Origin of the sequence: Corynebacterium sp. NML140438 (genome assembly GCF_001875725.1) — a bacterium.
In the GTDB taxonomy this organism is placed as follows: domain Bacteria; phylum Actinomycetota; class Actinomycetes; order Mycobacteriales; family Mycobacteriaceae; genus Corynebacterium.
Window position 1 is genome coordinate 213,045 of record NZ_MLCQ01000022.1, and the last position, 14,519, is coordinate 227,563.

13 protein-coding genes and 2 pseudogenes are annotated in these 14,519 nt (G+C 57.3%); 13 read left to right on the forward strand and 2 right to left on the reverse strand.

What is annotated here, in order from left to right; all coding sequences use genetic code 11:
• Nucleotides 1–37: 37 nt before the first annotated feature.
• The 9 genes from BJP08_RS07925 (at nucleotide 38) to BJP08_RS07965 (ending at nucleotide 11,159) form a co-directional block, all read left to right on the forward strand.
• Nucleotides 38–3,163 (forward strand): DEAD/DEAH box helicase, encoded by a 3,126-nt coding sequence (locus BJP08_RS07925; protein ID WP_071569106.1) that lies wholly within the window; start codon nucleotides 38–40, stop codon nucleotides 3,161–3,163.
• Nucleotides 3,160–4,023: a hypothetical protein gene (locus BJP08_RS07930; RefSeq protein ID WP_071569076.1), complete on the forward strand. Its 864-nt coding sequence runs from the start codon at nucleotides 3,160–3,162 to the stop codon at nucleotides 4,021–4,023. The genes BJP08_RS07925 and BJP08_RS07930 overlap by 4 nt, the downstream gene beginning before the upstream one ends.
• Nucleotides 4,023–5,228 carry a metallophosphoesterase gene (locus BJP08_RS07935; protein WP_071569077.1) on the forward strand — a complete coding sequence of 402 codons (1,206 nt, stop codon included), beginning with the start codon at nucleotides 4,023–4,025 and terminating at the stop codon, nucleotides 5,226–5,228. Before BJP08_RS07930 ends, BJP08_RS07935 begins: the two co-directional genes overlap by 1 nt.
• On the forward strand, nucleotides 5,229–7,865 hold the full coding sequence (locus tag BJP08_RS07940) for an AAA family ATPase (RefSeq protein WP_071569078.1): 2,637 nt from the start codon (nucleotides 5,229–5,231) through the stop codon (nucleotides 7,863–7,865).
• A gap of 43 nt (nucleotides 7,866–7,908) precedes the next feature.
• The gene (locus BJP08_RS07945; RefSeq protein WP_071569079.1) at nucleotides 7,909–8,382 is read left to right on the forward strand and encodes a MarR family winged helix-turn-helix transcriptional regulator; all 474 of its coding nucleotides are present in this window, start codon (nucleotides 7,909–7,911) and stop codon (nucleotides 8,380–8,382) included.
• A gap of 21 nt (nucleotides 8,383–8,403) precedes the next feature.
• The gene (locus tag BJP08_RS07950; RefSeq protein ID WP_255364802.1) at nucleotides 8,404–8,637 is read left to right on the forward strand and encodes a PspC domain-containing protein; all 234 of its coding nucleotides are present in this window, start codon (nucleotides 8,404–8,406) and stop codon (nucleotides 8,635–8,637) included.
• Nucleotides 8,638–8,725: 88 nt separating this feature from the next.
• The gene (locus BJP08_RS11640; RefSeq protein ID WP_177221736.1) at nucleotides 8,726–8,884 is read left to right on the forward strand and encodes a hypothetical protein; all 159 of its coding nucleotides are present in this window, start codon (nucleotides 8,726–8,728) and stop codon (nucleotides 8,882–8,884) included.
• Nucleotides 8,885–9,665: 781 nt separating this feature from the next.
• Nucleotides 9,666–10,322, forward strand: coding sequence for a hypothetical protein (locus BJP08_RS11425; protein WP_143110058.1), 657 nt, complete (start codon nucleotides 9,666–9,668; stop codon nucleotides 10,320–10,322).
• Nucleotides 10,323–10,646: 324 nt separating this feature from the next.
• A complete protein-coding gene (locus tag BJP08_RS07965; RefSeq protein WP_071569082.1) occupies nucleotides 10,647–11,159 on the forward strand; it encodes a hypothetical protein in 513 nt (170 codons plus the stop codon).
• Nucleotides 11,160–11,559: 400 nt separating this feature from the next.
• Here BJP08_RS07965 and BJP08_RS07970 read toward each other — a convergent pair whose 3' ends face one another.
• Nucleotides 11,560–12,099 carry a hypothetical protein gene (locus BJP08_RS07970; protein WP_143110059.1) on the reverse strand — a complete coding sequence of 180 codons (540 nt, stop codon included), beginning with the start codon at nucleotides 12,097–12,099 and terminating at the stop codon, nucleotides 11,560–11,562.
• Entirely contained in the window at nucleotides 12,062–12,265 is a 204-nt protein-coding gene (locus BJP08_RS07975; RefSeq protein ID WP_071569084.1) for a hypothetical protein, read from the reverse strand. Before BJP08_RS07975 ends, BJP08_RS07970 begins: the two co-directional genes overlap by 38 nt.
• Before the next feature lie 597 nt (nucleotides 12,266–12,862).
• Here BJP08_RS07975 and BJP08_RS11645 point away from each other — a divergent pair.
• The 4 genes and pseudogenes from BJP08_RS11645 to BJP08_RS07995 all read left to right on the forward strand — a co-directional run.
• Nucleotides 12,863–12,994: pseudogene (locus tag BJP08_RS11645) on the forward strand (IS256 family transposase); the annotation flags it as partial.
• A 159-nt stretch (nucleotides 12,995–13,153) separates the two neighbouring features.
• Nucleotides 13,154–13,558, forward strand: a complete 405-nt coding sequence (locus tag BJP08_RS07985; protein ID WP_071569086.1) for a hypothetical protein — start codon at nucleotides 13,154–13,156, stop codon at nucleotides 13,556–13,558.
• Entirely contained in the window at nucleotides 13,551–13,880 is a 330-nt protein-coding gene (locus tag BJP08_RS07990) for a transcriptional regulator (protein WP_071569087.1), read from the forward strand. The genes BJP08_RS07985 and BJP08_RS07990 overlap by 8 nt, the downstream gene beginning before the upstream one ends.
• A 125-nt stretch (nucleotides 13,881–14,005) precedes the next feature.
• Nucleotides 14,006–14,200: pseudogene (locus BJP08_RS07995) on the forward strand (IS256 family transposase); the annotation flags it as partial.
• Nucleotides 14,201–14,519: the final 319 nt, after the last annotated feature.

Genomic DNA, 14,519 nt, shown 5'->3' on the forward strand with positions numbered 1-14,519 from the left:
TCGATGTAGCAAAATCAAGGATGGTATAAGGGTGGGCATGCCAAAATTCCTTCTTCACGGGCTGTGGCTGCCAGATTCTGGCCTGCAGGTCTGGGTCGAGCAGGTGGCGGGCCACAAGATCATCACGCTTGATGAAGTACCGAAGGGGACCTTCCCCGAACCGGTCCACACGCTGCTGGAAGGGGTGAAGTTTCGACACCGCGGCAAGGTGCTTCTGCGCACGCCGAAGGGGAAGCTTCTACGGCTTCGGGTGCCGACGGCGGCATTCGCTCCCGATGAAGCCGTGCAGTTTCTTAAGGCAATGTCCTTTCTCATGAATCCGGACGCTGAGGCGCCGGAGGGGCTCACTGAGCAGCAGCGGGCGTCGGTGGCCCCGGACCTTCTGTGGCTGATTCAGATGTTCCTTGGCCTGGAGCGGTTCGTGCGTGCTGGGAGAGTGTCCATCCACGTGCCCTCCCAGGATTTTCAGTGGTACGCGCAGTGGCAGCTGGGCACCGGGGTGGAGGAACGCGGCTGGCTCGCAGACATGATCGCGGCCGCGCCGGGCGTGCTGACGGAAAACAACAGAAGGCTTGACGAGGACTGCTCGCGTACCTTTGTGCACTGGATTGCCTCTACCCAACTACGCAACTCCTCGATGCTGCGTGGCGAGCGCCCTTTCCCGTGGCACGACTTTGTGCAGTCGCTGCTCAACGGGACGCCGTTACGGCGAGGCTCGAGTGCATTCGCACGCCAGATGAGTCAGTGGAACGGATCGATTACAGCGACGAACTTCCAGCTGGTGTTTATTGTGGAGCAGCCCGCAGATCCAGATGAAGAGGTCGACGAGGCGCTCACGCAGTGGCCGATTCGGGTGAACGTGCGTTCTGGGGACGAGTCGCCCCGCCCTATCCGGTTGTCGGAGTACGACGCCTACACCGTGCAGCAGTTGCACTCCGTGCTTCGCGACGCCATCAACGTCTCCGACCTGATTGATCCAGCAACGCACCGGCGTGCGGCGACGACGCCGGGCTCCGCGCTTGACGGGGACTGGGACGTGTACCTGTCGGCGGAAGAGATTGTGCAGTTCGTAGAGACTGAAGTGAGCAAGCTACGGCTCGCAAACTACGCGGTGATGCTGCCGCGTGCCTGGACAACCGCGGAGACAACCTCGAAGCTGCACCTTTCGGAAGCGAAGAATCCGTACGACGCAACTGCGGTGACCAGGCTGGGCTTCGGCCAGCTGATCAATTACGACTGGCGTGTGAGCATCGGTGGCACTGAGCTGACAGACGATGAGATGCAACGACTCGTCGAGTCCAAGTCCGGTCTGATCAAACTGCGCGGTGAGTGGGTGCTTGCCGATACGCGCCACCTCGAGCGCACGAAGCGCTACATGGAAAAACTTCATGGGACCGCGCTTGCGCGTGCAAAGCGTGAAGCTGAAGAGGCACGGATGACGGCGCAGCTCGCAGCAGATGCGGGAGCAGACGATGCGGAGACCCTTGCTGCTCGCGCAGATCAACTTGAGGAGGAGTACCAAAAACTCGAAGCATCAGAGGACCACGGCGCGGTGACGGCGGAGGAGCTTCGTCAGCTCGCGCTGGAGGGCGGGCCGGAGTCGCCACTCGAATTCACCGGTTCCCGGTGGTTTACGTCTCTGGTTGGTGGGATGGATCGACCTGCGCCGGAGCGCGTCGACATCCCAACGACCGTGCATGCAGAGTTACGCGAGTACCAACGCCGTGGCGTGGACTGGCTGTACTACATGTCTCGCAACCATCTAGGCGCGGTGCTTGCCGATGACATGGGACTCGGCAAGACGCTCCAGCTGCTCACGCTGCTTGCCGTCGAAGAGGAACGGGGTCAGCGCACCGGCCCAACTCTCGTTGTTGCTCCGACCTCAGTGGTGGGCAACTGGGCCCGTGAGGCGGCGAAGTTCGTCCCGCACCTCTCCGTATATGTCCACCACGGCAGTGCCAGGTACAAGGCCGAGGAACTCCGGGATGCCATCAAGGAACATGACATCACCATCACTTCCTATGGGATCGCGTCGCGCGATGTCATCGATTTGTCTCTTATCGAATGGGATCATGTAGTGCTCGATGAGGCGCAGGCGATTAAGAATGCGGGGACGAGGGCGTCGAAAAGCGTGCGAGCGCTGCCAGCTCGCCACCGTATCGCGCTGACAGGCACCCCCATCGAAAATAAGCTCTCCGAGCTGCGCAGCCTCCTCGACTTCGTGAATCCAGGCATCCTTGGTTCGCAATCTTTCTTCCGTAACCACTTCGCTCGAGCGATTGAGTCGCGCCGGGACGAGGGCCTCGCCGAGGAGATGGGGGAGCGGCTGCAGCGCCTCACCGCACCGTTCATCCTGCGCAGGTTGAAGACGGACACCGCGATTATTGATGATTTGCCGGAGAAGGCTGAACACGTACTGACAGTCGACATGACCGCTGAGCAAGCAGCGCTCTACACAGCACTCGTCGACCGCATGCAGCGTGAACTGCAGGAACGCAAGGGGATGGCGCGTAAAGGCCTGGTGCTTGCCACGATTACCCGCATCAAGCAGATCTGTAACCACCCGGCACACTTCTTGGGTGATGGCTCGCCAGTGCTTGCCGACGGCCACCATAGGTCTGGCAAAGTCGCGCGCCTCGTGGAGCTACTCGGTGAGGCCGTGCGTAGCGACCAACGCGTACTGATTTTTACCCAGTACAAGGCATTTGGCGACATTCTGCAACCATTCTTGAGTGACTACCTCGGTGAGATCATCCCGTTCCTCCACGGCGGGGTAGGAAAGAGTGCGCGAGATGCAATGGTGGCACATTTCCAAGAACCGAACGGTCCGCGAGCGATGCTGCTGAGCCTTAAAGCCGGTGGCACCGGGCTCAACCTCACTGCCGCATCGATGGTGATCCACCTCGACCGCTGGTGGAACCCTGCCGTGGAGAACCAGGCGACCGATCGCGCGTTCCGCATTGGCCAGAAGAAAGACGTCACCGTGTACAAGATGATTACGCGCGGAACCATGGAGGAGTCGATCCAGGACATCTTGGACGGCAAGATGCACCTCGCGGGCGCCGTGATTGGTGAAGGCGAGGGTTGGATCACGGAACTCGACGCGGACGACCTTGCACAACTGATGAGCTATCGAGGCAACGGAGACGAGCGCAACCTATGAGCACACAGCGGCCACGTGAAGACAATGTCATCTACGCCAACTTTGGTGCACGGCGACGCTCGCCGGAGCAGAAGCAGGCGAAACAAGCAGCGGAGACTCGCTCCCGTTATGGCGATGTACCCGTGACATGGAATGCAGCCGGCGGCAGAATCTGGGAAGCAGTAGTACGCTACAGTGATGCCGGTCGCATTAAGCGGGGCATTGCGTACGCCCACGGAGGTCACGTCGCCGAGCTCTATCCGCGGTTAGGCGGAATTGATGCGGTTGTGACGGGCTCACAAATCGAACCGTTCCACACCGTGATCGAGCTGCCGCGACGCACTGCTGCTGACATCGGCGGGCTGCTTTCCGACATTGCGCACGATTCAGCCGCGCTGATGAAGGCACGCAATGGTGTGTACACCGACGAGGCATTAGACACGCTGATCGCCAACGGGCCCGAAGAGTTTCGGCTGTACTGTAGCTGCCCTGACCCCGTCGTGGCCTGCAAACACATAGTGGCCGTGGGGTATCAGGCCGCGCAGCGCATGAGTGAGCACCACGAGTTCATTCTGCAACTTCGGGATAGCTCGATTGCACGCTTGACCGGCATGGCACCACCGACCGTGCAGCATGAGGCGGCGCAACCGGATGCACCAGGCGAGGTCCCTTCACCTGGGCCCAGCCCGGAGCCAGACTTTTGGGAGGGCGGCACGCTGCCAGATTTGCCCACGCCCCAAGTCGCCCCGATGATTGAAGATTCCGACATCACGATGCTGCATAAAGCCATGCAGACGATCTCGTTTACGAATATCGATCAGCTTCGCGCGGTTTCCGATATCGAAGATTTGTTCTATGCCCTGACTGAAACTGAGGACTAATGTCCGGGCCGTTTGGTAGTAGTAAGTATGTGAACACTTTTCGATTTATCCACTCCTCTGACCTGCAGCTTGGCATGACTCGGAAGTTTCTGCGCGCCGAGGCTCAATCAAGGTTTGACGACGCCCGCTTGCGTGCCGTCGAGCGCCTCGGGCAGGCCGCCACGGAGCATGATGCTTCCTGCATCGTGATCGCCGGCGATGTCTTTGAACACAATGCGCTGGAACAGTCGACGTTGGGCAGAGCGCTCGAAGCTTTGAAGCGTCTTCCGGTACCTGTGTTGCTGCTCCCGGGCAACCACGACCCGCTGGTGGCTGACTCGATCTTCAACGCGACTGAGGACTTGGAGAACGTTCAGGTGCTGGACTCCTTCGACCCCGTGGAGGTGGCGCCCGGTGTCGAGCTCGTCGGCGCACCGCTGAAAGCCCGATACGCCTCCGAGGACCTCTGCGCCCGTGCCGTACGTGACTTGGAGCCGACGGATACGATCCGCGTCCTCGTTGGGCACGGCCAAGTAGATGGCTACGGGAAAGAACAAGCCGAAGCGCTCATCGATTTGGATTTGTTGGAGGAAAAGCTGGCCTCAGGGGTGATCGATTACGTCGCGTTGGGGGATACGCACTCCACTCAGTCGCTCGGCACGAGTGGCCGTGTATGGTTCTCGGGCAGCCCGGAAACCACTGATTTCCACGACTTCGCCACCGGCGGCCCCTCCGGTGGCGGCGAGGTTGACTCCGGCAATGCCCTCGTCGTCGAGATTGCGAAGTCCTCCGCAGACGATTGCACTGTGAACGTCGAGCCAGTTGAGACAGGAGCATGGACGTTTGAGGCACTGGACTGGGAAGTTAGTGACGAAGGGGACGTCGCAAAGATTGTGGATCAGCTTGAACGCTACGAGCACAAAGACCGCACGGTGGTGAAGTATTCGGTGCGTGGCACGCTTGGCCTTGCGGCGATGGCTACCTTTGAGCAGGCGATAGGGCGGCTTGAGCCGGTGTTTGCCGCGTTGTATGAGCGTGAGCGCCTCATGAGCTTGCACTTGGCGCCCAGCGATGAAGAGCTCGAAAACCTTCCGCTGAGCGGTTACGCGGCCGAAGCGATGCGGGAGCTGATCTCCCAGGCATCCGCGCAAGATAATGCCACAGGCTCCGCGACAGCCCGTGACGCAGTGAACCTTCTGTTCCGATTCTCCAAGGAAGTGAACTAAATGCGCATCCATTCGATCACCATTGAAAACTTCCGTGGAATTCAGCGATTAGAGCTCAGAGACCTGCCAGATACCGGTGTGATCGTGATCCATGGCAACAACGAGGCAGGCAAATCCACCATCCTTGACGCGCTGACGACAGTGCTCAACGAACGCCACACTGCCGGCGGGAAGAAAATTGGTGTGCTCACTCCAATCGGGAGGGACGTTTCGCCTGCAGTGCGGCTTGAGGTGACGGTCGGGGACTACAGCTTCACTATTGCGAAGCAGTGGGGGAAAGGGAAGTACTCGGAGCTCAACATCACTCGCCCGCAGCTGCGCCAGTACACCGGGCGCGAGGCCGACGACGAGCTTGCGCGGATCCTTTCAGAAAACCTTGACCAAGAGCTCGCCTCCACACTCTTCCTGCGACAGGGGCAGTTCGCGGCAGGGATCAGAGCAGCCGGTATCCCAAGCGTTGTTCGGACCCTTGACGGGGATGCCGAACTCAGTGCAGAGGAAGCTGCTTACGATGACACCGCGCTCATGCAGCGTGTCAGCGACGAATATGCAGCGTTCTTCACACCCACGGGTCGCCCGCGAGGCGAATACGACAAGCTCCGGAAAGCCGCCGAAGATGCGCGCCAACAGCACGAGGAACTTGTAGCGCAAAAGCGGAAGTTTGACGGGGAAGTCGTCGAAGTGGAGCGGCTGCAGCAGCAAATGCAGCAGATTCAGGATGAGCTGCCCCAGGCGCAGCAGGATCTCGAAGCCCGACAAATCGACGCGAAATACGCCGAAGAGGTCGTTTCCAAGCGCCAGGCAGCTCAGGAGGCTGTGAAGTACGCGGACCTTACAGCACAACGCGCCGCACAAGACGTGGAGAACAGGAAAAAGCTTGAGCAGCGCCTTGCGCAGTTACGTGAGCAACACGTCGCGCTCGAGAAGGAGAGAGCTCTCGCGCAGCAAGCCAACGATGAGGAAGCAGCAACCATCGCCTCACTCACCGATGCCTTAAAGCGGCACCAAACCGAGCTGGCGAAAGCACGTGAGAACGCACGTCGTACCCGTGCCATGCGGGAGTACGCGCTGTGCCAGCAGGAGCTTTCAGAATTGCAGGCAGTGCTTGACCAGATCGAGTCCGCACAGACTGAATATCAAAAGCTTGTTTCCGAATCACCCGTCCGACCTATCACCGACGCGGACGTGACTCGCGCTGAGGAAGCTGCAAGCGAGGTGAAAATCCAACGCACCATCCGCGCTGCGGCGACCGCAAAGCTGACCGTGCGTGCCGAAGACGCCACGTTCATCCACGATGACGCCCCCACGCACGTTGATGGGGAACGCACCATCGAGCTTTTCGACGCCACCACCTTCCAATTCGGTGAATTCCATCTCACGTACAGCGCAGGTGCCAACAGTGTGGGTGAACACGACGCTGTGGAGGCCGCAGAACGTGCGCTTGAAGAGGTGCTCGCGGAGCTCGGTTGTGAAGACGTTGCGGAAGTGCGCGCGAAGCGCGACGAGCACCGATCCTTTGCCCAACGCGTGGAGGAGGCGAAGCGGCGTCGAGAAGATATCCTCGCAGGCAGAGACCTATCTGCGCTACAGGAACGCCACGTTCGGTTGCAGAAACTGCACGCGGAACACGCAGCAACCCTGGGCGAGGATCCCACGGCGTTGGAACGAGAAGTCGCGGAGCAGGAATTCGAATCCGCCGAAGCAGCCTTACAGACGGCACAGCATGATGCAGAAGTAGCTGCCGCCGCATTGGAGCCCCACCGAGAACGCAAAGCGCAACAAGCGCTACTGGTTCTGGAGACGAAACTTTCGACCCACGAGGAAGTTGTGCAAAACGCAAAAGAAGAGCTGCGCGCAGACCAGGAACACGCCACATTTGAAGAATTGGATGCGGCCCAGCAAGCCGCAGCAGAAAGCCTTAGCGCCGCCCGTGCCACGCTGGATGAAGTGACGGCGGCGGCACAGGACGCGAATGTTGATATGGCACAGGCACTGCTCGAGAGCGCGCAGACCCGTTTAGTGAACCTGCAGGATCGCTACACAGCGGCCGACAAGCGCATCGCAGAGCTGAAAAGCTACTTCGAGATGGCCTCCGGCATTGCGGAAAAGGTTGACCGCGCTGAAGCAACCCTCGATGCTGCCGAATCTGAATACCACCGCACGAAGCGTCGCGCCGAGGCAACCAAACTCTTATACGACACACTGCAGCGCTACCGCGAAGAAGCGAATGCGCGCTATGCGGCACCGTTCGCTGCGGCGCTCGAAGGGTATGCGGGGGCGTTGTTCGGCCGAGATGTGGAATTCGAACTGGACGACCAACTACAAATCACTCGGCGAAACGTCGCGGGTGTGTCACTACCGATCGAAGAGCTATCCGGTGGTGCGCAAGAACAATTGGCACTGCTGACCCGCTTCGCGATAGCAGAGCTTGTCGCACGTGACGGCACCTCCCCGGTTCCTGTGGTCATTGACGACGCTCTTGGAGCAACAGACCCGCACCGCCTGCAACTGATGAACGCACTGTTTAATAGGGTGGGCAAGCACGCTCAAGTCATTGTGCTGACCTGCTATCCCAACCGTTACGACGGGGTGTCCAGCGACAACCGTTACGAAATTGAGCAACTGAAGACTAATTGATGGATGCTATGAACATGATTGGGGATCTACTACAGTGAGAGGTATGTCTGACGCACCACACTGGCTCAGCGACGCCGAACAGGACCTCTGGCGGCTCATGCTTGCCACTTCGCGGAAGATTTCCCGCGCTCTCGACGACACCCTCCAGGCAGATTCCAATCTCTCTTCGCCAGAGTTCTCGGTGCTTGTCAGTCTGTCTGAAGCTGAAGAACACACCATGCGGTTGCGCGATCTGTGCTGGGTTCTGGAGTGGGACCGTTCTCGCACTTCGCACCAGGTCACCCGCATGGAGAAGCGCGGGCTGGTGTTGAAACAGAAATGCCCTGGTGATGCCAGGGGTGTTCTCGTCACCTTGACTGACGACGGCTTGCGTCGTCTGGAGGCAGCGGCACCAGGCCATGTTGAAAGCGTTCGGCGGCTCGTCTTTGACCACCTCGACCCCAACGATATCCCGACGCTGACCAAGTTCTTCCAAGGAGTACTTGGGGCTCAAGCCAACTCCCAGCTCCGTAGATAACCAAAAGGAAAGCGAGGCGCTATGTCCTTCCCAATGAACCAACCCCAGTACCAGCCAAACCCTAGCCCAAAGCGCCTGCAGCGCTCCATGGTGGACAAATATATTGCCGGGGTTTGCGGGGGAATCGCGGAGTATGCTGGCCTCGATCCTGCACTTGTTCGAATCGGTATCGTGCTTATCGGACTCGTTACGGCGTTTGTACCTTTGATCATTCTTTATGTTGTGGCCTGGATTGTGATTCCGCCGGAGTTCTAACGCGTGAACGCTCTCTGACGAAGCTGGAGTGCTACACTCAACTCGCTCTATACCGAGCTGTCTATTTTGTGTAGGGGAGATGTTTGCGATGTCGGAACCGTTGGAGAAGATGCGTAATCGCCGACCGGCCTCGGCCCGCCCGCTGGCGTTTGTAAAGGTCGATCCAGACCGGAGTGATTCTGGTGATGATTTCCAATGGATCGTGGATCTGGCCAAGGGGAGCGCAGAGAAGGAAAATACGTGGTAGCTGCTGTTTTGTGCTTGATGATCCTCGTATGATGGTCGAAGCAAGAAAGAGTCAAGAAAGAGTTGTTGCAGGTGAATCCGTATTTTGACGGCTGAAAAATGGGAAAATGTCGATTTTGCGGCGGACCAAGCAAGAAAAGATTGCAAGGAAGCCCTAATTCGCATGCCATCGTTGCCAGGTAGGGGCCACGACAGCCTTTGAGTGGGAAGCATTAAGCAAATTTAAGAGAGTTGGCTGCCCCGCTCGAAAAATTACAAACCCCCATCACCAGGCAGCGGGGGTGGTGCGGGGATTCGGAAAACTCCTCCAGCTGCTCCAACCCCATATCGTCCGGTGTTCCACATTCCACGGCCACATCCAAAATGCTCCACGCCATCACGTTTACCTGGAAAGTCACTGCCACGCTCCGGCATCCGTTTCGTAGCTGGACCCGGTCCGCGAGACGGAAAACCGCGCTGTCCAGGAAGGTAGACATACGCCGACAGCATCAGACACACCGCCCGACAAGCTGAGTAAGCCGGCCACGACTCCGACGTTGAATCCGCCGTGTGCTCGGGGTGGTTTCTCGATTTTTGCTGGCTGTGATTCTATTCCCCAGAAAACCAGTGAAAGGCTGACCCCCGAAAAGGTGGGCACTTTCGTTCCAATTTTGTGTACAGGGCTAGAGCAATTGATGGAACGCGGGTAGTTTCGGCGTTAGAAGGAGACAAAACACCTAGATGATATTTCTTTCCGATTGTCTCATGAAAACAAGACAGTTGACGCCAAAGTTATTTCAACTATGACAGGCATCGCAATACCCGGAAGGCTTATTATGTCCCGCAGTTACATCTTGAATTCGCAAAGTAAGCAGAAAACTACTCGTTCTGCCAGAAGAAAACTGGTTGCTTTCCTGATGGCTACCGTTCTTCCAACGTCCTCTTTGTTCATAGTACCCGCTGCAAGTGCTGACAGTATTTCAGAATCTGCCCCAATCTGTGGTGAAAGGGTGGAAGGGTTTCCGCCGGAGTTTTATGAAGCTCTCGACAATGCCTCGAAAGAATCTACTCCGGAAGGCGTAGCTGCGGCGCTTTTTCCGAGCGATCCGGAAGCTCAAGCTGAGATAATGCCTTCGCTTCGTGAAGTTGAAGCAATCCAGAAGCAACATTCTGATTCGGAAGAGGTTTCTGTTCGTGCGGTTCCAGCCGCTATTCTGCCGTTCATTGCTGTAATTGGTGGCTGCGTCGTAGGGGCTCCTGGAGGAGCGGCTGTAGGCGAGCTGGTTAGTAAAATAAGGCATGGTCACAGACTAGAAGCCGAAGCACGTGTTGATGCGCTAATTGGTGGCTGTATCACAGGGGCAGTCCCGCCGGCGCTTCGTCCTGTCGCAAACGCTGCAAAGGTCCCCATTCGTAATGCCGTATTAGCGCTTATGATTAGGTGGTATCAGATTACTTAAGAGCTGAGTAGGATACTTATGAAAAATGGGGTTTGGCCTCTCTGGCAAGTAATCACCGCATCTCTCTTAGGAGCTATCGCGACCACCATTATATCGCTCCAGAGTGAGCCGGGGACCCTCGTGGAAGCGATTTTAATCTTCTGCTTGTCTTCGGTTTTTCTTTTTACCGTATTCTTTTCTGCAGCGAGATTATTCAACGCGCTCTACCGACGTTGGAACTCTTTCAATCAGGAGTAGACGTAAAATTATAACGTCAAATTGTCCTCGGTCGGGTCCAGGTCAGCCCGCTCCGAGTATTGCGTGTCCTCGTCCTTAGGCGACTGATTGCCGGGAATTAAGGCGTTCTCAGACCTCGTCAACATTCACGCAGAGTACAAAGAGACGAAAAACCGGGAGGTCTACCTCCACCCCCTTGAGTTCCGCAAGCGTTTTGAGTTGCCTCACAAAGGTATCACAAACGTCGGTGTTGAGCGCCGTATGTGCCTTGTCCGTGCCAACGGCACCTCGCTAGCTTGCCCGCTCGTGCTGCGGTCCAAAGAGAGCTCGACTTCCAAGGTGCAGATTCCGCTCGCAGTGAAGGAAGTACCGTCCAAGGAACAAGCTCCGAAGGTGTGCCGTCAGACCTCTGGCACCATTAACAACACCGCAGCCGACGGTGCCAAGCTCAGTCAGGACGGACCCGCTTACAAGAACCCAGAGTGGGGAGAGGTCTACGGCCAGCGAAACTCCATTGAGTCGCGTGACGACAAGCTCACAAACGCTCGCGCGTGGGAATTGGCGACCAAACCAACCGACTCATGCGCGGCTGGGCCGGCCAACTGCTGGCGTCCGCAGTGAGTTGTGTCGCGGTCAATGTCCTGCTCCTCGCGTCCGACTGCGAGTGGTTCGAGCATGAGCCTGGCGAGCCGAAGCGCCACACCACCCGCTACACCCAGGACCGCGCTGCAGCACGAATACGCTGGCCGGCACGTTCCCGAATGCGCTGCCAGTGGCCGCATAACCCGTCAGGCTGCAAGGTTTTCGCAGAAGAAAGCCTTTCGATCCAGAAGTCGTGTTCGAAAACTCTAAAGCCCTGGAATTGGTTGCAAAAGACCGACTCCGCGGCCTATTTTATTGGGAAAGCGACCAAATTTAGAGCAAAAGGGGCTTTCACGAAACCTCCTGACCAGTTATATCAGGTTCGCGGTTACACCCCGATTACACCGGGTTCCGTCTCCGGTTACACGACACATGACTACTAACCGTGCCGGCCAGCAGCTTCCTCGGCGGGAGCAAGCACCACGAGCGGCAGTGCCCACTGTTCGTTTTCCTCCGACTGCAACCCGTGCGGAGTCTTGGACATGTGGCCCCACGGCAAGTCCCCCAGCTTAAGCGCCCCGAGAATGTTGAGGTCGAGGAACCAGGCATCGGGGTGCTCGTCTGCCCACTGCTTAACTTCTTCTTTCGTTGTGAGCCAACGCGGCTCGGCGCCGCCCGCAATCGCGCGAGCAATTCCTTCGGCACCGCCGAAGCCTTCGTGGTCGGTGAGCCAGTTCTCCCCGTCACGGGGCTCGTCACGGTATGCGTAACGGAAGCCGTCCTCGTTTAACGCGACGGAAACCGTCTTGGCCTCGTTCTCGACAGTCCAGGAGCCGTTTTCGTTCTGGCTTGCCAGCACGGCTCGTGGGTGGACGTTATGGGCGCTGTAGTAGATCTTCTTCATGGTTTGGTCATTCTCCTTGTGCTCTGCGTTGTCCGGGCTAGGCGTTCGCTTCGCGTTCTTCTCGCTCGTTCTCATGCCGCTCGAGCTCCTTCTCCAACTTGTCGTTGAGCTCAGCGAATTTGTTGACGTAGGCGGTCACTAAGCCGAGCGAGACCACCTCCGAGTGGAACAGGTCGCTCACGGTTTTCGTCTTGCCCGCGTCCCATTCAGCGGCCAGCGCTTGCATTTCGTCGTTGCTCATAGGCTTCCGCTTCGTGACCCGCGACGTGCGCGAGATCCGCCAATACCAGGCGTGACGCTCCTTCAGTTCGTCAGAGGCAATTTCTTCTCCAACCAGCGCTTCGTGACTTAAGTGCTAAACTAATCGGCGTGGCCGGGGTTTCTGTATACTGTTTCAACTGAGATACAGTAAAAGCGGAGGCATGAATGGATGTAAATAAACTATACATCGTATCTTCAGTGATTATGGCAATTGCGGGAATCGCCGTGCTTTTTAGCCGAAATTTTCTTGCAGCCAGCGCTATGCTTATCGCCTCAGGGTTAGCCGCTGACATTTACCGCTTGAGGAATAATATGAGTGGAAATCAACGGTAATTTCAGAAGACTTGCCTACACCTTTAGTTAGCGACCACCAATTGTGGTCGCTAGCTTTTTGATGCATCTAGTCAGGACGATCTGTGACCTCCTCAGCAACCGTTAAACAGACGTTTACGTCCTCAAGCTCCGTCGACACCCTTGCGGATGCCGACGGCTCACACTAAGACAGCTACGCGCAAATCACAACAATGTGAGACACGCCGAGCCAGTCTGTGGTAGTAGGCGGTGGTGTGGTGGCTCAATGCCAAAGAACCGACCATACTGCTACTGCGGCGGTGATGCCAAACGCAATGGAACAACCAGCAAACGCACTACCCGATGGCGATGTAAGGCCTGTGGAGCCTCAGTCAATAAAAGTCGGCCAGATGTCACAGTAGCAGACCACCAGCCTCGTTAGACCCCATGCGTAGCTATATCCCCACTATGCGCAGTCCTTCACTTGCATACTTTGCAAGCATTAGACTTGCATGTACAGCAAGTGTTACACTTGCCTTAGTTGCAAGCAAGTGAAGTTGACGTTAGGGGAAGAACAATGAGCGACGACCTTAAGATCATTCACGACGTTCAAGAACGCACCACGTGGACGCAGAGCTGGTGGGCGGTGGCGATAGTGGCGCTTGGCGTCGGCGGCGGTCTCGCGCTAACCAAGCTGTCATGGTGGTACGGCCTCGCGGTTCTTGTACCGACGTTCGTTCTGGGCTATCTCCTCAAGGATAAGATTGCAAACCCATTCGTGCGCCTCGATCCAAATACGGGTCCGAGCAACGATCGCGCAACCTGGTCACGAGTATTGCTACCCGGTGCAATGATCATGTCTACAACACCGACGCCGGATTCGTGGCCGTGGATGATTGTCTGCGGCGTCGTTGTCTCTACAGCGACGGCATGGATGTTGTATGAGAACCGCAACGCCGCCGTAAAGGGCGTCAATGTCTAAGGATCCTTCACTACGCCCAGCAAAGCTGGATCCGGTCATCCACCCCATCAACCGGCTTAAAATTTGTGCCACGCTGTTCCATTCAGGCGCAACCGGCGGCAGGCAGATGAAATACGCCGTGCTTGCAGAGCTCACCGAGCTTCCTGCCGATACGCTTTCCAAGCAGTTGAAACATCTTGAGGACAGCGGCTATATCAGCCGCACCCGCGAATATAGCTCCACGCGCGCGAAAGACGCCGTCTGGGTCGCGTTGACGCAGACTGGAACAGAAGCCTATGCACAGCACGTTGCGGCGCTTAAAGCCATGACAGAGGGCTCATAGATTGCGCAGCTACTGCGTAATGTGCTGCCACAACTGCGGAAAGTCGAGGTAGCCGTCACTCCCCAGGAAGTGCCCACCGTTCTCAATGGTAGTGAGCGGAGCCGAGAAAACATCGGCAAGCGTGATGGCTGTATCTAAAAACAGAACTGCCCGACGATCCCGTAGAAATCGCCAGACAGTCCAACTGGGGCCAGGACCAACTCGCCAAAATACAAACCCTGACCCACAACGAGAACCAAGCCGACCACGAAACAGGACGACCAGCCCTCTACGACAACGCTATCGACACCAACTACGCCCATTCAATCGGCATTCAAAAGGCCAAATCTAGCCCAAGCGACACGCCGAGTCAGACACACAAAACGGCGTTCAGACAAAGAAAAATGACCGCTCCGACCGAGCGGAGCGGATCATTTTTGTGTTCGCGGCCGTTTTCCTTCGGCCGGCAGGAGGTTTCGTGAAAAGACTGGAACAGTTTCGTGAAACCCCCGTAGAAAATTGTGTCCCCGACAGTGTCCGAAGTCACGACATAGTTGACACGGCGTGCCTGCGAGAACCTTCCTGATGGTTGACACCTCAGCCGCGACATAGTTGACACTTAGCCCGAGGAAACAACCTGGGGTGGTGGTTGACACCTCA

Coding starts and splice junctions, on each gene's coding strand:
- BJP08_RS07925 (WP_071569106.1), top strand. CDS start 38: ATGCCAAAATTCCTTCTTCACGGGCTGTGGCTGCCAGATTCTGGCCTG.
- BJP08_RS07930 (WP_071569076.1), top strand. CDS start 3,160: ATGAGCACACAGCGGCCACGTGAAGACAATGTCATCTACGCCAACTTT.
- BJP08_RS07935 (WP_071569077.1), top strand. CDS start 4,023: ATGTCCGGGCCGTTTGGTAGTAGTAAGTATGTGAACACTTTTCGATTT.
- BJP08_RS07940 (WP_071569078.1), top strand. CDS start 5,229: ATGCGCATCCATTCGATCACCATTGAAAACTTCCGTGGAATTCAGCGA.
- BJP08_RS07945 (WP_071569079.1), top strand. CDS start 7,909: ATGTCTGACGCACCACACTGGCTCAGCGACGCCGAACAGGACCTCTGG.
- BJP08_RS07950 (WP_255364802.1), top strand. CDS start 8,404: ATGTCCTTCCCAATGAACCAACCCCAGTACCAGCCAAACCCTAGCCCA.
- BJP08_RS11640 (WP_177221736.1), top strand. CDS start 8,726: ATGTCGGAACCGTTGGAGAAGATGCGTAATCGCCGACCGGCCTCGGCC.
- BJP08_RS11425 (WP_143110058.1), top strand. CDS start 9,666: ATGACAGGCATCGCAATACCCGGAAGGCTTATTATGTCCCGCAGTTAC.
- BJP08_RS07970 (WP_143110059.1), bottom strand. CDS start 12,099: ATGAGAACGAGCGAGAAGAACGCGAAGCGAACGCCTAGCCCGGACAAC.
- BJP08_RS07975 (WP_071569084.1), bottom strand. CDS start 12,265: ATGAGCAACGACGAAATGCAAGCGCTGGCCGCTGAATGGGACGCGGGC.
- BJP08_RS07985 (WP_071569086.1), top strand. CDS start 13,154: ATGAGCGACGACCTTAAGATCATTCACGACGTTCAAGAACGCACCACG.
- BJP08_RS07990 (WP_071569087.1), top strand. CDS start 13,551: ATGTCTAAGGATCCTTCACTACGCCCAGCAAAGCTGGATCCGGTCATC.